18 protein-coding genes are annotated in these 20,897 nt (G+C 59.9%); 5 read left to right on the forward strand and 13 right to left on the reverse strand.

What is annotated here, in order from left to right:
• The first annotated feature begins 15 nt into the window (after positions 1 to 15).
• Both C2L64_RS24470 and C2L64_RS24475 read left to right on the forward strand, forming a co-directional pair.
• Positions 16 to 1,608 carry a gamma-glutamyltransferase family protein gene (locus tag C2L64_RS24470; protein WP_039902439.1) on the forward strand — a complete coding sequence of 531 codons (1,593 nt, stop codon included), beginning with the start codon at positions 16 to 18 and terminating at the stop codon, positions 1,606 to 1,608.
• Positions 1,609 to 1,790: 182 nt separating this feature from the next.
• Positions 1,791 to 2,075 (forward strand): hypothetical protein, encoded by a 285-nt coding sequence (locus tag C2L64_RS24475; protein WP_009770735.1) that lies wholly within the window; start codon positions 1,791 to 1,793, stop codon positions 2,073 to 2,075.
• Positions 2,076 to 2,222: 147 nt separating this feature from the next.
• Here the strand turns inward: C2L64_RS24475 and C2L64_RS24480 are convergent, their stop codons facing one another.
• Together C2L64_RS24480 and C2L64_RS24485 are read right to left on the reverse strand one after the other, a co-directional pair.
• Positions 2,223 to 3,956 carry an FAD-dependent oxidoreductase gene (locus C2L64_RS24480; RefSeq protein WP_009770736.1) on the reverse strand — a complete coding sequence of 578 codons (1,734 nt, stop codon included), beginning with the start codon at positions 3,954 to 3,956 and terminating at the stop codon, positions 2,223 to 2,225.
• 997 nt (positions 3,957 to 4,953) lie between these two features.
• Entirely contained in the window at positions 4,954 to 6,069 is a 1,116-nt protein-coding gene (locus tag C2L64_RS24485; protein WP_039902417.1) for an NADH:flavin oxidoreductase, read from the reverse strand.
• Between the two features lie 105 nt (positions 6,070 to 6,174).
• Between C2L64_RS24485 and C2L64_RS24490 the strand changes: the two genes are divergently transcribed.
• Positions 6,175 to 7,077, forward strand: coding sequence for a LysR family transcriptional regulator (locus C2L64_RS24490; RefSeq protein ID WP_009770738.1), 903 nt, complete (start codon positions 6,175 to 6,177; stop codon positions 7,075 to 7,077).
• A 379-nt stretch (positions 7,078 to 7,456) separates the two neighbouring features.
• Here C2L64_RS24490 and C2L64_RS24495 read toward each other — a convergent pair whose 3' ends face one another.
• Entirely contained in the window at positions 7,457 to 8,374 is a 918-nt protein-coding gene (locus C2L64_RS24495; protein WP_009770739.1) for a LysR substrate-binding domain-containing protein, read from the reverse strand.
• A 341-nt stretch (positions 8,375 to 8,715) separates the two neighbouring features.
• Between C2L64_RS24495 and C2L64_RS24500 the strand changes: the two genes are divergently transcribed.
• Entirely contained in the window at positions 8,716 to 9,534 is an 819-nt protein-coding gene (locus C2L64_RS24500) for an alpha/beta fold hydrolase (RefSeq protein ID WP_009770740.1), read from the forward strand.
• A gap of 385 nt (positions 9,535 to 9,919) precedes the next feature.
• Here C2L64_RS24500 and C2L64_RS24505 read toward each other — a convergent pair whose 3' ends face one another.
• From C2L64_RS24505 to C2L64_RS24535, 7 genes are all read right to left on the reverse strand, one after another.
• On the reverse strand, positions 9,920 to 10,948 hold the full coding sequence (locus tag C2L64_RS24505) for an NADP-dependent oxidoreductase (RefSeq protein WP_009770741.1): 1,029 nt from the start codon (positions 10,946 to 10,948) through the stop codon (positions 9,920 to 9,922).
• Between the two features lie 40 nt (positions 10,949 to 10,988).
• Entirely contained in the window at positions 10,989 to 11,492 is a 504-nt protein-coding gene (locus C2L64_RS24510) for a DUF302 domain-containing protein (protein ID WP_238554863.1), read from the reverse strand.
• A 136-nt stretch (positions 11,493 to 11,628) separates the two neighbouring features.
• Entirely contained in the window at positions 11,629 to 13,215 is a 1,587-nt protein-coding gene (locus tag C2L64_RS24515) for a solute symporter family protein (protein WP_009770743.1), read from the reverse strand.
• The gene (locus C2L64_RS24520) at positions 13,208 to 13,582 is read right to left on the reverse strand and encodes a DUF485 domain-containing protein (protein ID WP_007741133.1); all 375 of its coding nucleotides are present in this window, start codon (positions 13,580 to 13,582) and stop codon (positions 13,208 to 13,210) included. Before C2L64_RS24520 ends, C2L64_RS24515 begins: the two co-directional genes overlap by 8 nt.
• 46 nt (positions 13,583 to 13,628) lie before the next feature.
• On the reverse strand, positions 13,629 to 14,957 hold the full coding sequence (gene fahA, locus C2L64_RS24525; protein ID WP_009770744.1) for a fumarylacetoacetase: 1,329 nt from the start codon (positions 14,955 to 14,957) through the stop codon (positions 13,629 to 13,631).
• Between the two features lie 55 nt (positions 14,958 to 15,012).
• On the reverse strand, positions 15,013 to 16,242 hold the full coding sequence (locus tag C2L64_RS24530; RefSeq protein WP_009770745.1) for a CaiB/BaiF CoA transferase family protein: 1,230 nt from the start codon (positions 16,240 to 16,242) through the stop codon (positions 15,013 to 15,015).
• Between the two features lie 2 nt (positions 16,243 to 16,244).
• Positions 16,245 to 17,015, reverse strand: a complete 771-nt coding sequence (locus C2L64_RS24535; protein ID WP_039902420.1) for an enoyl-CoA hydratase/isomerase family protein — start codon at positions 17,013 to 17,015, stop codon at positions 16,245 to 16,247.
• A 280-nt stretch (positions 17,016 to 17,295) separates the two neighbouring features.
• Between C2L64_RS24535 and C2L64_RS24540 the strand changes: the two genes are divergently transcribed.
• On the forward strand, positions 17,296 to 18,483 hold the full coding sequence (locus C2L64_RS24540) for an AraC family transcriptional regulator (protein ID WP_244212240.1): 1,188 nt from the start codon (positions 17,296 to 17,298) through the stop codon (positions 18,481 to 18,483).
• A 337-nt stretch (positions 18,484 to 18,820) separates the two neighbouring features.
• Here the strand turns inward: C2L64_RS24540 and C2L64_RS24545 are convergent, their stop codons facing one another.
• From C2L64_RS24545 to C2L64_RS24555, 3 genes are all read right to left on the reverse strand, one after another.
• Positions 18,821 to 19,192 carry a YciI family protein gene (locus C2L64_RS24545; protein ID WP_009770748.1) on the reverse strand — a complete coding sequence of 124 codons (372 nt, stop codon included), beginning with the start codon at positions 19,190 to 19,192 and terminating at the stop codon, positions 18,821 to 18,823.
• Positions 19,193 to 19,282: 90 nt separating this feature from the next.
• The gene (locus C2L64_RS24550) at positions 19,283 to 19,582 is read right to left on the reverse strand and encodes a hypothetical protein (protein ID WP_086915002.1); all 300 of its coding nucleotides are present in this window, start codon (positions 19,580 to 19,582) and stop codon (positions 19,283 to 19,285) included.
• 12 nt (positions 19,583 to 19,594) lie between these two features.
• The gene (locus C2L64_RS24555) at positions 19,595 to 20,677 is read right to left on the reverse strand and encodes an IS630 family transposase (RefSeq protein WP_086915003.1); all 1,083 of its coding nucleotides are present in this window, start codon (positions 20,675 to 20,677) and stop codon (positions 19,595 to 19,597) included.
• Positions 20,678 to 20,897 lie beyond the last annotated feature (220 nt).

Raw genomic sequence — 20,897 nt, forward strand, 5'->3', positions numbered from 1 at the left:
GGACGGGCAAACAGCATGAGAGATTTCGAGCAACCGGGACGATCGCTGGTGATGTCGAAGGACGGTATGGCGGCGACATCGCATCCCGCTTCGACGCTTGCCGCCGTGAAGATTCTGGAGGCGGGCGGTAATGCAATGGATGCGGCGATTGCGGCCTGCGCCGCGCAGTGTGTGGTCGAGCCCGGCTCGACGGGGATAGGCGGCGATTGCTTCGCGTTGTATTCGCGCGGCGGCGGCGACGACATCATCGCCTTCAATGGCTCCGGATGGGCGCCGCAGGCGGCCAGCGTGTCCGTGCTCAGGTCGATGGGCGTTTCGTCGATCGAGCGCCATTCGCCTCATGCCGTGACGGTGCCGGGCGCCGTCGACGCATGGGCGACGCTGGCGCGCGATCATGGCTCGATGCCGTTCAAGTCGCTGTTTGCCTCGGCGATCAAACTGGCGAGCGAGGGCTACGCCGTGGCGCCGCGCGCGGCAGCCGACTGGGCGAATCAGGCCGCATTGCTGCGGCTGGACAAGACGAGCCGCGAGCAGATGCTGATCGAAGGCGCTCCACCGGCGGCGGGAACGCTTCACCGGCAGCCGTTGCTCGCGAAGTCGCTGATGGCCATCGCCGAAGCAGGTCCGCGAGTGTTCTACGAGGGCTTTATCGCGGAGGATATGGTCGAGTGTCTGAAGAGTAAGGGCGGCCTGCACACGCTGGACGACTTCGCGCAGTATCGCGGCGAATACGTGAAGCCCATCAAGGCGAGCTTCCGCGGCTACGAGGTGCATGAGTGTCCGCCGAATGGGCAGGGCATCATTGCGCTGCTGATACTCAAGATTCTCGAAGGATTCGATGCGACCGACGATCCACTCGGCGCTGACCGGCTGCACCGCGAAATCGAGGCGACGCGGCTTGCGTATTCGATCCGCGATGCGCTGCTCGGCGATCCGCGCGGCCAGCCGCTCGATATCGACTGGCTGCTGTCGGACGAAACCGTCTCGACACTGCGCGCCCGAATCTCACTCGAGCGCGCCATGACCGACGTGTCGACGTACCGACCCGCCGATCACAAGGACACGGTCTATATCTGCGTCGTCGACAAAGACCGCAATTGCGCGAGCTTCATCAACTCGCTCTTTCATCCTTTTGGCAGCGTGATCATGGCGCCGCACAGCGGCGTGATGCTGCACAACCGCGGACAGAGCTTTGCCGTCGAAGAAGGGCATCCCAATGCCATCGCGCCGCACGCAAGACCGATGCACACCATCATTCCCGGCATGGTCACGAAGAACGGCAAAGTGCAGATGACCTTCGGCGTGATGGGCGGCCACTATCAGGCGATGGGGCACGCTCACTTTCTGTCGAAGGTGCTGGACTACGGGCTGGACATGCAGTCGGCCATCGCATTGCCGCGCGTGTTTCCGCAACCGGGCACGGGTGTCGTCGAAGCTGAATCTACGTTGCCGGCGGCAACGCGTGACGAACTGACCCGGCGCGGATTCAGGCTGGCGCCGCCGAACTGGGCCATCGGCGGCGCGCAGGCGATCTGGATCGACTGGGAAAACGGTACGCTTGCCGGTGCGTCGGACCATCGCAAAGACGGCTGCGCATTGGGCATCTGACCAGTCCCGGCGGGTACGACCGGCTGCACGCCACTACGTCGATGTGCATAGGGTTTATACCTATTCCAACAACATTCAATTGTTCTGCGAGGGCTTAATTACGAGCCGCCTCCGGCCTAGACTTGCATCACTGAAACGCAAACGGGTGTTTGCGAAGCAATCAAAGCCTGGAGGTAAGTATCATGAAACTCGTTCAATCGCTCGTTGTTGCTGCTGCCCTCGCAATCCCCGCTGTCTCGTCGTTCGCCCAATCCAACGACGCGGCCGCACCAATCAATACGCAGGCCGCGCATACGGTCGCGGCTGCTGGGGATGTCGGCGGCGTCGCCGATGGCACGTCGGCGTCGGGTAGCCATCACGAACTGCGTTCGTTCCGCAGCGCTGTTTCCCGCGTGGGCCACAAAATCGAGGGCTCGATCCGCCCGGATGCAAATGATGGAATGAAGCCGGTGTATTTCGGTTCGTAAATCCCGGATTGATTGCAGGGGCGACTGTCGACGTATCGGTGTCTGACAGTTGTCGCCCCGTTGAGGTATTCGCTTCGAGACGCGCAGGCGTGCCTGCGCGTGTCTGTTTTCCTTCTTCTGCTATCTCGCTGCACCCTGCAAGGTCATTCAATAAACGCGGGACAGAAAACCCTGGATCTGCGCCACCACACCCGCGCCTTCACCCACTGCAGAAGCGACACGCTTGGTGGACCCTGAGCGAACATCGCCAATCGCGAAAACACCTTCGACGCTCGTCTGCAACGATATCGACAGCATGTTCGCATCGGGAAGATCGATGCCCGTCCGTACGAAACCGTGGTTGTCGAGCGAGATGCCGCATGTGTTGAGCCAGCTCGTGTTGGGATCCGCGCCGATGAATACGAACAGGTGATGGATGGTCATATTCCCTTCGATTCCCCCGGCGCCGCGATAGTGCACACGTTCGAGACGCTCGGTTCCTTCGAGCGCGGTCAGTTCGACCCGCGTATGAACCGTCACGTTCGGCAGCGCCAGGACGCGCTCGATCAGGTAGTGCGACATGCTGTCCTCGAGCTTCGCGCCTCGAATGAACATGTGCACATGCTCGGCGTGTGATGCGAGAAACACGACAGCCTGTCCCGCCGAATTACCACCTCCGATCAGCAACACTGGCTCTTTGCGGCATAGCTTTGCTTCGATCGGCGTAGCCCAGTAATAGACGCCACGGCCTTCGAAACGCTCAAGATCCTCGACGACGGGTCGCCGGTACTCTGCGCCCGTCGCGATTACAACAGTGCGCGCGGTGATTCGATGGCCATTGGTAAGCTCCACGACGGGCGGTTGCTTGTCGCAATACAACGCCTTGACCTCGCACGGGATGCCGATATGCGCACCGAACTTCTGCGCCTGAACGAAAGCGCGGTCCGCGAGCGCGTGACCCGTGATGCCGGTAGGGAAACCGAAAAAATTTTCGATGCGTGCGCTCGCGCCGGCCTGGCCACCGGGTGCGCGACAGTCGAGCACCGCGACCGACAATCCCTCGGATGCTGCGTAGACGGCTGCCGCCAGTCCAGCGGGACCCGCGCCGACGATTGCCACGTCATAGACATGGGCCGGGTCGAAGTCGGGAATCAGTCCAAGACACGACGCAAGTTGCCCCTCATCAGGGTTGCGCAGCACCGTGCCGTTTGGACAGACAACGAGCGGAAAGTCATCCCGATGAGGTGTCAGTCCTTCGAGTAGCGCGACGGAATCGGCGTCCTGTTCCGCATCGAGTGTGACGTTTGGATACGTGTTTCGGCGCAGGAAATTCTGCAACGCGAGCAGCCGGGGATTCCCGGGCGCGCCGACCAGAACGGCGCCGTTCACGCGTTCCATTGCAACGAAGCGCCTGAGAATCAGCGCGCGCATGATCTTTTCGCCCAGCTCGGCTTCACCGATCAGAAGCGGACTGAGGTCGTCGGGCCGGACCAACACAGCTTCGACATCTTCAATGACACAAGAATCCACGAAGGAAGGCTTGTTCGAAAACTGGTTCACGTCAGAAGTGAATTCGCCGCGGTGCGTGAAAGTGTGAATGATCTGCTCGCGGCCGAGGCCATCGCGGGCGACAGCCCGGATCTTGCCCGACAGCAGCACAAACATGCCCGGGGTGCGCTCTCCAACCCGATAGATCATTGTGCCTTTGGGGTAGCGCGACACTCTGCCAAAGCGCCGAACTCTGCTGATTTCAGCTTCCGTGAGGATGGGAAACAGTTGCTGGAGGCGTGGATGACTGCGCACGAACGGGGCGTCGGTCACCGTATCGTCGTCGCTGCGGGTCTCGCCTTCTGCGGGCTGAGGGAAGGGCGTAGCGCCGCCCGGTATGGACTCGTTGCTCATCACTCATCCTCCTCCAGCGGCTAGCGAGTGAAACTGCGGCCGACACGGTCAAGCGCGTCGCTATCTGAACGAACCAATGACTGACGACCTTCGGCTGCCGATAACGGCCTGAACGAAGCATCTCAAGCGAGAGGGCGCTGCTGAGTGAAATTTTCGGCTTGGAACTCGCTCCGGAAGGTGGTGCGCAACTCAGCTTTGATGCGGTCCCGCAGGTCTGCGTTGCCTCGGGGCCAATCTTGCCGAGGAAATGTTGCGGCAGCCATCCTCCGATTCCCCATACCATGCCAACGCGGGCCATTCGCGTGCCCTTGACGAGAGGCCGTTGTTTGCCATCGAGTCGAAGCGGGCGTCATGACGTCGCTTGACGCGTGCAGGAACAATCGACGAAAAATGCCTCACACGCACGCCGTTAAGCAGGATTTGGATCGTCTCAACGCGTAATCTTATCGACCTGGCGAATGCCGCGCATCCAAGGTGTCATCGAATCGGCTCGCGATGCCAGGTCTCCCGAATAGTGAAGCAAGGGAGTCGAGATATCTGCTCGATTGCGTTGCGGAATTTTTCAGGTCTATTTCGCAGGGACAATGATGTCGGTGATCAATTAACGGGAAAAACGAGCGCTATTACGTATCGTGATACTCTGCGAGGCGACTATTCGTTTGATCCATAAGAACAGACTAAGTCTTTGCTTTGCGGATGAAACGTTCGGTATTATTTGCCTGAGTCAGTGTTTTGACTGATGGTTTCGGGTCGGTCACGGAACTGCACCGCGGACGCCCGAGAGGGCCGCCAACGACGATATTGTCTGGGCTTGACAGGAGGTGAGCGCGTCGAGGTTGGCTGGTTCGCCTTCCTTGAGCGCTCGGCCGATTATCTTACCCTTTCTCGCAGCCCCATACGGCCGAAGGTGTCTCAAACTCTCGATGAAGGTCAGATGTGAGACGACTGCGTTCACGGAGCTTTTGACACGAAAGCCGACTGAGGACGTTGCTCTTGTTCAGTCGACCGTCCGCATGGACAGTTCGGCCTCCTTGATGTTCGCTACCGGTTGAAGAATCGAACCATCGAATGTTCTGGGTTCACGTTTTTGCAACAGCACTTTCGGCAAGTCAGGGTTGGCTAGCGCACCGCGTCCTATCGTCACCAGATCTGCACCGTTTTCCAATGCGTTGGCGATTCGATCCGCTGTATGCAAGTTGCCATTCGCAAGGATCGTGACGTCCGGTGCATAGCGACGGGCCAGCGCGATGAGGCTATCTGTCTCGCCTTCGAATGCAGGCTGCCACGCTTCGTGTTCAGTGACGTGAATGAAGTCTGCGCCTGCAGCGGCCAGCGTGCCGAAGATCACTTCGGCATCGCTTCGCGCACCCGGCCACTTCGCCGTGAAATCATTGACTTTGCCTTGGGAGATTCGAATGCCGACGGGTACTGCGTTTCCAATGCCCAGTTTCACTTCCTTTACGACGTCGGCGAGCAACTGGACGCGCGCATTCGTGTCTCCGCCCCAACGGTCTGTTCTGCGATTGGTCTCTGCCGTCAGGAACTGGTCGAGCAGATAGCCATTGGCGCCGTGAATCTCCACCGCATTGAAGCCTGCGATATTCACAGCGCGCCGGGCAGCGCTCACAAAGCCCTCTACGACCTCATCGATTTCGCGCGCTGTCATCTGCCTCGGTTCCGGGTAGAGGCCCTCGCCAAAGTAGAACTCCATCTGCTTGCCTTTAGGACGCACTGCTGATGGTCCCACAGTGCCCGTTCGATAGAAATTGCCTTGACTCAGCGCGCCTGCATGCATGAGCTGTGCGACGACATGCGCGCCCCGCTTCTGCATGTCCCGGATGAAAGCCGTCCAGCCCCGGGCTTGCTCGTCGTCCGCCAGGCCCGGCTGAAACCGGTATCCTTGCGAGAACGCCTTGTCGGTATAGATTCCCTCAGTTGTCACGAGACCGAAGCCGCCTTCCGCAAAGCGCAGGTAGTAGTCGAACATGGTCTGCGTCGGATGACCGTTTTCGGTGGCGGTAATGCGGGTCATCGGGGCGACTGCAAGGCGGTTTCTCACTGCGATGCCGTCGCGTTGATAAGGGGAAAGGATCAGGGAAGTCGTATCGGTCATTTTGCTGCTCGCGTCGAAGAGAAGGTGAGTGCATGGTAGGCGCCGCGAGCACCGGGAAACAGACATTGGAATGTGAAGCCGCTCTAACACTTTTGGATATAAACGATGCTTCTTCCAGACGTTCGAACCTTTCTGGCTGTCGCATCGGCGGGAAGCCTGTCTGCTGCGGCCCGACAACTCGACGTCGTGCCGATGCAGGTGTCACGACGGATAGCGGCGCTGGAGGAAGATCTTGGCGTGCGCCTTTTTCATCGGACGACCCGATCGCTGACCTTGACCGCCGAGGGCGAAGCTTTCATCCCGTATGCCAGAGCGATGGCAGACGCAGAGACGGGCGCGCGAGCCGAACTCGGCCCATCACCGGGCAGTGCGTCGGGGGTGCTGCGCATGACGGCTCCAAGCGGTTTCGGGCAGTCGGTCGTGTTACCGATGCTCCCCGCTTTACTGGAAGCGAATCCTGACCTTCGTATCGATATCGATCTGTCTGACCGTCAGGTCGATATCGTGGGACAGGGGCTTGACGTGGCGTTGCGGATTGCGCCGCTGGAAGATTCCGAACTGGTGGCGAAGAAGATCGCGCCAAACCCTCGACTGATCTGCGCGGCGCCCGCGTATCTGAAGAAGCATGGGCGTCCTGCCAGAGTTTCCGAACTGGACGATCACGCCTGCATCCGGTTGAGCGCGGTGAGGCAGTGGCCGCTCATCGTGAACGGAGCATTGATACGCAAGCACGTGGACGCTTACGTCACTACAACCAGCGTCGAAGCGGCACGCACGGCTGCCGTGCAAGGGCTGGGACTTGCCCAGTTGACCTACTGGGACGTATTTCGACAGTTGGCCGACAAGTCGCTGGAGCAGATTCACCTGGAGGACGCGACGATGGAGGATCTGTCGGTCTGGGCCGTCATGCCGAGCCGACGTTATGTGCCGAACCGGGTGAGTGTTTTTCTTGACGCACTTCGAAATCAGATCGCCGAGCTTGGTCGAAGCCTCGGTCGCGCACCGTGATGAGGTTCCGGATTCGGCCATGAAGGGTCACTCGCGTTTTGTGCCACTCTGACATTCAGACGGCGGCGCAGTCCGGCAAAGCGGCCATTCGATCTCTGTCTCCCACATTGTTAGGGTAAGGCGAGGCCTTGCTGTCACGCGTCGATCGGACGGCGCCGGGCACCGAGCACGTCGCCGTGCCCCACGGGAAGCATGTCGTCCTGTCGAAATAGAATAACCCGCGCGGGATGCCGCGTTCGACGTGACCACGGCCTACTCACGGTCGGCGCCTGCCGGTGCTTCGCGATTGGCGTAGATCGATATCCGGCCACGAACGGATGCTTCCAGGACGGCCCTTCCCAGCACAAAATCGCCGGGGCAACGGGCGCGCACCCATTACCTAGACGGCATATCGGATGATGCTCTGATCTTGAACGTTTGCGACCAACTCGTCGGCACGAGATAAAAGCCGAAGGAGCAATGGAGTCGTATTTGCGTTGTTGTATCCCAGGACGAGATCGATTGTCGGAGGCACGTCGTCAAGCGCCCGGGCAACAACATTCGGTGTCAGCATATTTTGCGCATACAGGGGGATAAGCGTGACGCCACCCGTGGACGTGACGAGTGACATTGCCGACGGCAGATTCTCGCCTTCATACTCCGCCCTGAGCGTGATCCCGACTTTCGATGCGTAATCCTCAATCACGGATTTCAATACCGGAGACGTCCTCGCTGAACTGACGTAAATTTCGCGGGCAAGATCCTGCGGCCGAATCTTTTTGCGTGACGTCAGGCGATGATCCGCCGGCAGCACGGCGATCAGGGGCTCCTTTGCCAAGAACTTGAAGGACAGGCCAGAGGTTTGCGTCTCCGGGCGAAGAAAGGCAACGTCCAGTTTCCCTCGCATCAGCCTGAGAGCAAGTTCTGGGGAGGACTGACTGCACAGCGTTATTTCGGCCTCAGGCGCCTCCTCCCGGAGGATGCGTAGAGCATGGGGTAGCCACACAACTTCCTGCCCGGCAAGGAAACCCATGGACAAGACAGGCTTTTCCGGCTGTTCCGCCCGCCGCGCGCCGTCAGTAGCCGCTTCAACTTGCAACAGCGCCAGGCGCGCGTGATCAAGGAAAACTCTCCCGGCGGCGGTGAGCGCTACGCCACGTGCCTGGCGCTCCAGCAACTTCACACCGACTTCGGATTCCAGGTCGCGAATCTGCCGGCTCAACGACGGCTGCGACGTGTGCAGTCTCCGCTGAGCGGCCGTCAATAGGCTGCCTTCCTCCGCAACGGCAACGAAATATCGCAAATGTCGAAGTTCCATTGGATCTCCGATATGCCTTCAAGGCATAGGTAAAGTCTTACAAAGCCTTTGTCCTCAGGGAAAGGGACGCCTATCTTTGCAGTAGCTTCCGTCTATGCATCGACGGAAGGACCGCAGTCAAACGAGTCGAATCCTGGAAGGAGAGGGCAATGTCTATAGATTCCAAGCTTAGCATCGTGTTTTGCCACGGCACTCCATCGCAGCGTTGTCGGAGTGCGCTCCGCTCGCACGTTTTCAGATGCGCATTGTGAAATAAGACTTCGAAAGAAGCCGCTGGCAGCGTTCTCGATGCCTCGCGGAGCACCAACACTTCAATCAATCTCTTATAGGAGGTACCAGCGATGCCTACGATCACCACTCCGGACGGCGTAAAGATCTTCTACAAGGACTGGGGGTCCGGTCAGCCGATCGTCTTCAGCCATGGCTGGCCCCTGTCGGCCGACGACTGGGACGCCCAGATGATGTTTTTCCTTCACCACGGCTACCGGGTGATCGCCCATGACCGGCGTGGGCACGGTCGGTCCGAGCAAGTCGGCACCGGCAACGACATGGACCACTGGGTCGCCGACCTCGCTGCACTGACCGAACACCTCGGCGTCCGCGACGCGATCCACATCGGGCACTCCACCGGCGGCGGCGAGGTGGCCCGCTACGTCGCTCGCCACGAGGAGCGGGTCGCCAAGGCAGTGCTGGTGGCCTCTTTGACGCCGAACATGGTGAAAACCGACGCGAACCCTGCAGGTCAGCCGCGGGAGTGGTTCGACGCGGTTAAGTCAGGCGTGCTTGGCAACCGGTCGGAGTTTTACCGGGCAGTCCCGGAGGGTCCGTTCTATGGATTCAACCGTCCCGGCGCCAAGCCGTCTGAGGCGGTGATCGCGAACTGGTGGCGCCAGGGCATGGCCGGCAGCGCCCAGGCCCACTACGAGACCGTATTCTCCTGGCTGGAGGACTACACCGAAGATCTGAAGAAGATCACTGTGCCGGTACTGGTCATGCATGGCGAAGACGACCAGATCGTCCCGTTCGCCAGTTCGGTGCCCCGCGCGGTCGACCTGCTCGCGAACGGTGTGCTGAAGACATACTCTGGCTTCCCGCACGGCATGCTGACTACCCACGCGGACGTCCTCAACCCCGACCTTCTCGAGTTCATCAAATCCTGACGGGACGCCAGCCTGAACCAGAACCAGGCAATTCGAGTGGCGCGCTCCACGGGTGCGCCACTCGACCTACGTGTCCGCTTAGGGTCGGTTTGGAGCGTTCGCTGTCGGACCCGATGCGGCCAATATCGGTCTGTCGGCGCGCATCGCGCGGCAGGTTGCCTTGATAAGGGACCGCGGCATATCGTCCTCTGAATTTGCGTTCAGGATGGGTAATGACGTGGACCTGATTCGTGAACTGCCTGGCTGGCCAGTAAGCCATCCCGCCGGAACCACAACTCAGCCGTTAAGAAACAGGTTCTTATCCTTACGCGTACGCCCGTCATCGCTAGTCAGTATCCTGGACGGCGCCCGCTTGAGTCAGTTGATCGTCAATCTGCTAGAAGGATCAGGGCTTTGGCGCGACCTGCACAATAACCTTGCCGAAGTTATGTCCTTCCAGCATGCCGAGAAATGCCGCTGGCGCCTTCTCCAGACCTTCGACGATATCTTCCTTGTAACGAATCCGTCCTTCGCCGATACCGTCGGACACGATACGCAGAAACTCGGGATAGTGTTCGTCGGCAAACTCGTAGTTGATGAAGCCTCGCACCAGCAGGCTTTTTGTCAGTATCTGGCGCATCGTGGCCGCAAGCTGGTCGTTGGCGTTATTCCGATCGCCGCCGTATTGCGCGATGAGGCCGCACACTGGCACACGCGCGAAGCGGTTGAGCAGAGGCAGTACTGCCTGCCATATCTTGCCGCCGACGTTCTCGAAGTACACATCGATTCCATCCCGACAAGCCGCAGCCAACTGTTCGGCCATGTCAGGCGCGCGATGGTCGATCGCGGCGTCGAAGCCGAGTTCGTCCAGCAGGTAGCGGCATTTCTCCGAACCGCCGGCGATGCCGACTGCCCGCGCCCCGGCTATCCGCGCGAGCTGTCCGACGAGCGAGCCGACGGGACCACTGGCCGCCGCAACCACGACGGTGTCGCCGGGTTTGGGCTTGCCGATCAATATGAGGCCGGCGTACGCGGTGAATCCCGGCATGCCGAGCACGCCGAGCCGGGCTGAAGGTGCCGAGAGAGCGGGGTCGACCTTGCGCACTCCCGTACCGTCGATCACCGCATAGTCGCACCATCCGGTTGGAGCGAGCACGAGTTCACCTGCGCGATAGTCGGGATGTCTGGATTCGATCACCTCGGCCACGGTTTCCCCGACCATCTTGTGATCGATTTCGACCGCCGGCGCATACGACTTGCGCGCATCCATCCGGCCTCGCATGTACGGGTCGAGCGACAGGTACAAAACACGAAGCAGCAGCCCATTCGGTGGCGTGTCCGGCAGCGTGGCTTGCTCAAGACGGAAATTGTCGACGGTCGGCTGTCCATCGGGACGAGAGGCGAGAACGATCTGTTTGAACGTGTCTATGGTCATGGTGGATATCCGGGTCGTCAGCACGCCAGCCCGTCTGTTTCTATTGCAATACCGCAGCACAAAGTTTCGCCAGTCGATCGTCGAGTGAGCGGCCTTGAACGTCGATCTGGGCGCTGTGGAACTGGCTGAGTTGGGTCGAAGGCTTATCGTACTCGATCGTCGTACCACCCTGTGCGTTCTCGTACACCATGATGCGCAATGGCGCGTACAGTCCCGCCGCCATATTGACGCTGGTCATTTCAGTCGCGGTGAGAATGTTGCCGGTGAAATACTCGGTGCCGTTCCTGCGCTGTCCTTTCAGCACGAGCCAGTCCCCATGCAGCCCAATGTAGTGGATCACAAGCCCGTCGTTGCCAGCGGCTTTCTGAAGGGCGGTGCGCAATTCGTCGACCTTGTCCTGCTTCAGCAGCGTGCGGATATGATCGTCGAGTCGACCAAGACGGCTCTCCAGATCCTGTTTGACGAGCGCATAAGGTTTGCTGGACGAGACGGTCACATGATCGATAATCGTCTTTGTTTCCGACACCTCGACGGTCGCCGCCATCGCGGACGCACAGAACGCGCTCATGCTGATCGCAGCAATGGCGGCGGTAGTCAACGCAAGTCGTGAAGCGGCAGTACGTAAGTGAATCACTGGGTGTCTCCTTGTTGGACAGATAGTTGGCTTGAGCGCTCTCGCGTCAGTGTTTCGACGCGGCTTCTGCGCCAAGGCCGCTTAGCATTCGAAGTTGCTGCGCATCGAAGGAGCCGTCGCCGGTGTTCTGACGTGTCGTGACCGATCCGATCCAGCCCGCGATAAAGCCCACGGGAATGCTGAACAGACCGGGATTCGAGAGCCAGAAGGGCGGGGTGGAATCCTTGAAGATGATGCCTTTCGCTCCGATAACGGCCGGACCCAGCAGCACGAGGCCGATCGAGGAAAGGGTGCCGGCGAGTACCGCGGCCACTGCGCCTCGATCCGTAAAACGCCGCCAGTACATCGAGAAGAGAACCACGGGCAAGTTTGCGCTTGCCGCGATGGCAAACGCGAGCCCTACGAGAAACGCGACATTGAAGGTCTTCACGAGCAGCGCGAGTCCCATGGCGGCGATACCGAAGACTATCGTGGCGATCTTCGCGATCACGACCTGCCGACGTTCCTTGTCGCGCGACGCCGAGAAGAGATGGCCGAAGATGTCGTGAGAAATGGTCGAGGCCGAGGAAATCATGATGCCCGAAACGACGGCGAGAATGGTTGCGAAAGCAATTGCCGAAACGCACGCGAGCAGAAGTTCGCCACCGGCAGAACCCGCACCGCCGCCAAGTGTCGTGGCGAGCAACGTGATGGCACTGTTTCCTGAACTGTGTGTCGCGAGAATCGCCGCCGGTCCCACGATCGCGGTGGCAGAAAACCCGAGCACGATCATCATGACGGCAAAGGACGTCATCACGATCAGGCCGATTTTCGCTGACTTTCTCGCCGCGACGGCGGACGGCACCGTGTAAAAACGGGTCATGACGTGCGGCAGGCCTGCTGTGCCCAACGCCAGGGCGAGCGTGAGTGACAGCGTATCCAGCGGGTCCTTGAAGTAGCCGCCGGGCACGAAGTACTGCGCTGGGTGCAGCGATGACAGGCGTGCCTTGTTGAATAGCGCGCCCACGTCGAAGGAAAAATGCGCCAGAGCAAGCAGCACGAGCACCGCGCCGGCAGTCCAGACGAGGACGGCCTTGACGATCTGCACGTAAGTCGCGGCCACCATTCCGCCAAACAGCACATACGCGATCATGAGTACGCCGATCAGCACGATCGCGGCGTTGGCGCCGATCGGCAATAGCAGACTGGCCAGCGCGCCAGCGCCGACGAGTTGCGCGAGCAGATAGGCTAAAGAAATGATCAATGAAGAACCCGATGTGGCCGCTCGTACTGCGCGGCTGCGCAAGCGGAGTGCGACCACATCCGAGAGGGTGTATTTGCCGCAATTTCTGACCGGCTCCGCGACGATCAGCATGATCATGATCCATCCGGCGATGAAGCCGACCTGGTAGACGATGCCGTCGAATCCGAACAGGGAAACGAGCCCCGTCACACCAAGGAACGAGCCCGCGGACATGAAGTCTCCCGCCAGCGCGAGGCCGTTCTGAACCGGCGACAGATTGCGTCCGGCTACGAAAAAGCCGGAGGTTCCGCGCGATCGGCGGGCGCTCCATCCGGTCAGAATGAGGCTGAGTCCGATGAATCCCACGAAGGCGATGATTCTGAGTCCGCCATGACTGATCAGGTTATTCATGTCGATCACCGTCCGGTTGTGCAGACGCGCTGCGAAGCAGTTCGGCCGCTTTCGGGTCGTAGGTTTGCTCGGCCCATGCGCAGTAGCCCCAAAAGGTAGCGATCGTGAGCGCGAACTGAATGACTACCGCAAGCAGTCCAAGGTTGAGTTCGCCGTAGACGGATACGGACATCGCGCCAGGAAACTCCAGCACTGCGATCAACAGGCCAAAATAGATTCCCAGTGAGGTGTAAAGCAATGACCATACGAAGCGGTTCCGGAACTTTGCGAGCGCTTGCGTCTTCTCGACGAGTGACGAGCCGGATGATCTGACTTTCGTCACGTTTTGCCTCTCGAATTCCGCGTTGATTGATTCCATCGATTGCATGTCGGGTCTCCTCCGTTATGGTCGTCATGACAGACATCTGAAGTGGTCATCGCGAGCGCTTTGCCGGCAAGACTTCGCCGCGGCTCTCTCCAAATCCGATTCGTGCAAAGCCTGCTTTTTCGCAGTAGCCGCGCAGAATAATGGCGTCGCCATCCTCCACATAGCTGCGCTGTTCACCCGTACCCAGCGTGACGGGCTCGCTTGCGTTGCGTGCAAGTTCCATCAGCGCGCCGGCCTCCGATCTCTGCGGGCCTGAAATGGTGCCGCTACCAAGCAGGTCTCCCGGACGCAGATTGCAGCCGCCCACGGCGTGATGCGCGACCATCTGCGCGATGCTCCAGTACTGATGCTTGAAACTCGTGCGTGAGAGTTGCGTTGCCGGGAGATTCCCGGCTCTATGGCGAGAAGTCTCCATGCAGACTTCCAGTTGGATATCGATGGCGCCCGTCGTGCTGTTACGGTCAGAATCCAGATAAGGCAGCGGCTTTCCATCCGCGTCCGGGCGCGGCGGGGGAAGCCTGAAGGGCGCCAGTGCCTCCATGGTCACGATCCATGGCGAGATCGTGGTGGCAAAATTCTTTGCCAGAAACGGTCCTAGTGGCTGCATCTCCCACGCCTGAATATCGCGCGCGGACCAGTCGTTGAGCAGACATAGCCCGAATACATGACTGTCGGCCTGATCGAGATCGATCGGCTCGCCAGCTGCATTGCCTTGTCCAATGTAGATGCCGAGTTCGAGCTCGTAATCCAGCTTGCGCGAAGGAGAGAAGATCGGCGCTTCTTCACCCGGAAGCATGATTTGACCCGCTGGGCGTCGGAACTGCTGACCACTTATTCCGATGCTTGAAACCCGGCCGTGGTATGCGATGGGTATCGACTTGAAGTTGGCGCCGACACCGTTCATGCCGAGTAGCTTGCTGATGTTGGCCGCGTGATGAATCGAGGTGTAGAAGTCCGTGTAGTCGCCGATCTGCGCAGGCAGGCTGTGTTCCACTTCCGATTGCGGGATCAGACATGCCTCGATTGCCGCACGATCCTCCGAAGGGGCGCGCTCGTGAAGCGCAGCGAATAGCGCGTGTCGCAAAGCTCGCCATGCGGAGGGACCCATTGAGAACAATGCATTGAGCACGGGCTGCGTGCATGCCCGCGCAGCCTCGCCCACGATTCCATTCAGACCGGCACGAGACGCCCACGCGGCGATGTCGATGACCTGATCGCCAATGGCGACCGCGCCCCGAAACGTCTCATCGACATTCCTTCTGCGGAAAACCGAAAACGGCAGGTTCTGGATTGGGAAGTCGCCTGCCTGTGCATTGGCGGACGCGACCCAACTGCGCGCAGCGGGGTCATGAGTCTGATTCAGAGTGTGTTGCATGTTCGTCTCGATTCATTCGGGAAGGTGCGAGTCGTGCGCATCAAGGCATCGACGTTCAGTCGAACGGGCGCGCGGGGCCGAGCCGGCTGAGAAGGATTCCACGTTCCTGCAAATCCCGAATGAACGCTGCGCTGAGCTTGCGCTCGGAGAGCACCTCGGCGTTATGCTCACCCTGGAAAGCGGGGCTGCCCGGCTGCGGCAACTCGGACTGGCTGAAATGCCACGGCGCGCCGGGCATGCGTGTCGTGCCGCCTGATCTGTCGTCGACATCGACTAGCGCACCCCATTCCTGCACCCACTCGGATTCGGCGAACTCGTTGACGCTGCGGACCACGCCAATGGCCAGCCCTGCTTCGCTGACCTGCGTCTGGAGCAGATCCAGGTCGTTAAACGTGAGAATCCACGCGCGGACTTCGGCCAGTAAATCAGCAATGTTTTGCCGCCGCAAAAGCGCCGTGCCGAAGCGAGGGTCACTCAGCAGATCGTTGCGGCGCATCATCGCGCAATAACGCGAAAACATCGGCGTGTAGATTGGGCTGCCCGCTATGGTGAGTTGGCGTCCATCGGGCAAATCGAAGATGTGCGAATCGGGCGCCGAGAGAATGATCGGCTCGCCCTCGGTGTCGATTTCCGACAGTTGTGCGCCCACGCGTTCGTTGACTGACAGCATGGTGGCGGCCATCGAGACATCGACGTGTTGCCCCTCGCCGGTTCGCGCGCGATGCTGAAGCGCGGCCAGAATACCGATGACGCCGTGAAGTCCGGTGTACATGTCTGCGTGGCTGCATGCGTCGTTACGGACTTCCGTAAGCGCATCGCCGAAATGGTGCTGGACGATGTCCGTCAGTCCCGACTCGGCCTGCACGGTCGGCGCGAACGCAGGCCGGTTGCGCCATGAGGTCGATTGTCCATAGCCGCTCAAAGAGGCGTAGATCACGGACGGGTTGAAAGCGCGCACCTGCTCGTAGCCAAGTCCAAAGCGGTTCAGCGTCCCAGGACGAAAATTCTCGACGATGATGTCCGCGTCGCGGCACATGTCGACCATGATAGAACGTGCCTCTGGGAAGTTGAGATCGAGGCTCACGTTGCGCTTGCCGGCGTTCTGCTGCACGTAGTACAGCGACATGTCGCCGATATGCGGCATGCTCACGCGGCCGATATCGCCGGAGGGCGGTTCGATCTTGGTCACGGTGGCGCCGAGATCGAGAAGCGTCTTGGTGCAATGCGGTCCGGCCAGCACTCGCGTGAAATCGATCACACGAATACCTTCGAGCGGTGCTGACATGATCAGTCTCCCTTGAATTCGGCGGTGGCGGGCCCGGTCGCAAAGAACGAAGCGAAACCGCGTTCGCGATCGCCGGTCTTCCAGATCATGTTGTTGAGGTTGATCTGTTCCAGGTCTGCGCTGCGCACGCCACCATTTGCGGCGAGATTGGCCTGCTGCTTGATGCCGTTGAGGACTTTGGTCGGGCCCGCCGCCAGTTGCCGGGCGAACGACATGGCGGCAGTCTGCAGTTCGCCTTCGGGCACGACGTGATTGATGATTCCCCAGCGTTCGAATGCTTCCGCCGAATGCCGACGCCCGATCAGCGCGATTTCCTTGGCGCGCACGACACCCGCTCGCTGAACGAGTCGCTGCGTGCCGCCGAGCAGCGGAATCAGGCCCACGATGTTCTCGACCTGGCCGAAGTAGGCCGTGTCCGCAGCGACGATCATGTCGCAGGTGAGCGCCAGTTCGAGGCCGCCGCCAAGCGCGGCGCCGTGAACGGCGGCGACGGTCGGGACGGGTGCGTTCTCCAGCACGTCGAGGAACTCGAGGAATAGATCGGCGTCGTGCTGGATGACTGTCTTGCCATTGGTAAATGAGCTCATTTCCGCGCCTGCGGAAAAGTGCCGCATATCGCTTTTGAGCACGATCGCGCGGGCGCCTTCGGCGACTGCACCGCGATATGCGGCGAGCAGATCCGCGATCATCGCGTCGTCGATCAGGTTGTGCGGTGGTTTGGCTAATGAAACGATTCCGACGGCGCCATCCATTTCAATCTTTACTGTGGTCATGGTTCTCTCTGCAATGTGCAATAGGCAAGGCAAAAATCGCTGACAGCAGGCAGCGCTTGCCGCGCTGCACGGGTGTGGGGCGGCTGACGAGTCCGTTACCGATGGGTTATACGGAAGCCTTCAACTGGAAGCGGCGGTCGTGTTGCATCGCCGCATGAGGGTCAATTGCGCCATCCATGAATCCGGAATGGGCGCTGATCAGGGTCGTCGCGAGTGCCAGAGCGTGGTTGGCTGAGGGCGTCAAGGCTTGTCTCCATCTGTTCTTCGGCTCGCGCCGTTGATGCTTACTATCTCAGCGAGCCTATTGGGCAGCAACGTTCAACCCTGCCAATTGCCGCGTCAAAGTGTGCCAACTGCGCTCGACGAAGATCCGGAAAATGTGCGAGCATTGTTCGCAACTGGAGTGAGGCATATCGTGCGTCCACCGAAAATCATCACGCCGTTGCATCCGGATCTCGATGCGCCGACGCAGAGTCTTCTTGGCCTGGCCGCGCTCGCCGCCGAATTGGCCGCGGAGGGCGTTTCCGTGAACAAACTGTTCGCGCACACTGGCGTCCACGCGAACCAGTTGGAGGATTCGCAGGCGAGAATTTCGCATCGTCAGCGTCTCGCCATTTATCGAAACGCCCAACGGCTCGCAACAAGGGCCGACGTCGGATTACTTGCGGGTGCGCGTCAGAGGATCAGTGACTTCGGCATATATGGCTATGCGATGGTCAGCAGTACGACCTTTGGAGATGCCCTTAAATTCAGCGTCGAAAATGTCAGGATGGCCGGCGCAGTGTTGCAGATCAGCTATTCCACCGAGGGGAACACTGGCATTCTGAGCAGCCACGGACTTGCATCGCTCGGCGACATGCTGCCGTTTGTCGCCGAATTCTGGCGAAGCTCGATGACGGTGCTGTTCAGCCGGGTGCTGGAAGCGCCTTTTCCGTCGAAGCGGATGGTAATGGCGTATCCTGCGCCGCCACACTGGCGAAATTACGAAAGGATGTTCGACTGTCCCGTGGAGTTCGGCGCCGATACGATGGAGTGGCATTTCGACGTGCATGTACTTGACCGCCCGTGTCCGAATGCGAATCCGATTACTGCGCAAATCTGCCAGCAGCTTTGTGATCGCATTCTCGAAGAACGGGATGGCATTCCCGAACTCCCGCGGCAGATCCGCATGGCCTGCCTGAACGCACCCGGCGTGTTCCCATCCGCCGAGAAGATGGCTGCACAGCTCGGCATGTCACTGCGAACCCTGCATCGACGGCTGGCCGACGATAACTACTCGTATCAGACCTTGTTGAACGATGTTCGCCGGTCGCTCGCCATCGAATTTCTGGAAAATACGAGGCTTCCCATTGATCAGGTCGCCGAGCGCATTGGATTTTCGGATGCAGCGAGCTTTCGCCGGTCTTTCAGGAAATGGACTGGAAATTCACCTGGCGTGTATCGGAAGGGTGTGGGCAAGGATGGGTGAGGGGCGTTGTCGTCTCCCTCTGGTTAATGACCTCTATTCACGTGACGCCGCTCGCACGACACCCGTCAGCGTTGACGCAAAATCGATGAAAATCTGGTGAAGCGGGACGCGTTGGGCACACTAAGCTGCGCCTGTCGACGCGATAGCCTCGGGACGGAACGGGCCGGCTACGGAAACTCGTGCCTGAGGAATCGCGCGCGATCATATTCGCGATGCGAATTTCCGAATGCGGCCAACAGCGGACATCGCCGCGATGACCCGCGATGACTCCCGACACAGTGAAGGTGTCTGTGATGAAAGGAACGCGAACGCCTTCTTGAGACAGGCGTCCAAATCCTCATCGCGCCAGATAGAAGTCCAAGGGGATAAGCTCCACGGCCCATCCGCCTTCTTCGCCCAGTGTGGCAGCCGGGTGCATGGACGCGATGCGTAACGCCTCGTCAGGGCTGTCCGCCTCGATGATGAATAGGCCGCCCACGACTTCCTTCGACTCGGTGTAAGGCCCATCGGTGATGCGCGTCTCTCCAGTGCGCGGGCGGAGCGTCCTCCACTTGTCCAGATCGCCAAGGGAGGCGGAAATCAGAACCTTGCCGGTAGCGCGCATCTTCTCGTCCAATGCCGGGCACTGGCTCACCAATTCCTTGATTTCGTCTGGCGCCATCGCGGCGAACTTTTCGGGGGAGAAGTAGGCCAGGCCGAGGTATTTCATGGGAGATCCTTTGAATGAGGTTCACTGACGACGAATCTGATGATCGGAAATCGACAATGCCCTAGCTAGTACAACATCCCTCAAATAGGTTTAATAATTGTCTGGCTGCAAATAAGGCTGCAGGAGCGTGACAACCAGTTGGGCCATTTCGGCGAGCGAACCTGAGCCAGGCAGAGGTTCCCATCGCCCGCTATGGCTACGAAAGGCCGCACCATAAAGATTGCGGCTGAGTTCACTTAGGCGTGCCACAACAGTCGGCTCCTGATTGTCCAGGCGTTTGATCAGCAGATGACGCCCGTAAGCCTGCGTGACCACCTGGTCGTGGCCCAACAATTCGCGCAGTTGACGCTGCAGTTCGCTTGCATGATGTTTCGCGGGTAAGGCAGGCATGACCGCTCCGGTTCAGGATGCGCCAGTTTGCAACGGATAGCCGCGGAAAGTCCATCTGAAGGGACGTGCCGTCTGGTTGCGCTCGCGGATGAACTGCTCTGTACGCTCGCGAAGATGCACCGTGCTGGTGTGGCTGGCGTGACGCAGCACACGGCGCGTATAGAGCCCAAACCACAGTTCGATCTGGTTCACCCAGCTCGCGTGCAAAGGGGTGAAATGGAAATGAAACCGTCCATCGTGCCGCGCATTGAATGCCTGCCATACGGCTTGGGCGCGATGCGTGTTCAGATTATCCCAGATCACATGCACCTGCTTGCCCGGATACGCGGCTGCCACACTGTCCATGAAAGTCACCAGGTCGCCCTGGGTCCGCCGGTCGCGGCAGCTTCCCAGTACCCGTCCGGTATGAACATCCAGCGCGGCAATCAGAGACTGAGTACCGTGACGGATATATTCAAATTCCCGGCGGCGCAACCGTCCGGCTGCCGGGGCGCGCCCTGGATGCTTGCGCTCGATGGCCTGGATGCCGGTCTTCTCGTCAATACTCAGTACCACCGCATTCTTCGGCGCCTTGCGGTACAGCTTGCAGATCACGTTGACCTTCTCGCGAAACGCCGGATCCGGACTATGCAGCCACTGTTGCACCCGATGCGGGCGAACGTCGCCAGCCTGCAGGATGCGCTGCACATGGCTGCGACTGATCTGTTCGACGATCCCTCGCTCGACTGCACGCGTCACAATCTCATCGAGCGTCGGCGTGGCCCGACCTTGCGCTTCCTGCACTTCACACGCCAGTGCGATCAGCTGCAGCCGCGTCTCCTGCGTGATGCGCGGCGGACGACCACTGCGCTCTGCCTCCCGAATCCCCTGCGCGCCTTGCCGCGCAATGCGCTGGCGCCACTGGCTGACGGTCTGCACGGACACGCCCAATTCCTGTGAGATCGCCGCGCTCGTGTAGCCCTCGTGAGCCATTAACGCGATGCGTGCCCGTGTCACATCGCGTTGTGCAGCCGTCGTGCGTCGGATCAGCGACTGCAGCTCCTGTCTTTCCTTCCTGGCCAGCTTCACTGGCGTTGCATGGCGTCCTCGACTCATACCGCCAGGATAAACCATGCAATCAATTATTAAAAGTAATTGCGGGATGTTGTACTAGTTTGTAGCAGGTCTCGCCAGCCTGTCCGCTTTAGGTCCCCCTCCTGCCCGACGTAGACAGATGGATGGGGAGAGACTTCAAGATTCGAGAGGACCGGGTTCGGCCATAACCGGTCCTTTCGATCGTGCAGTTGAATGACCGCACAGCTGTATGTAAGAGACA

This window comes from Paraburkholderia hospita, from assembly GCF_002902965.1.
In the GTDB taxonomy this organism is placed as follows: Bacteria; Pseudomonadota; Gammaproteobacteria; order Burkholderiales; family Burkholderiaceae; genus Paraburkholderia; species Paraburkholderia hospita.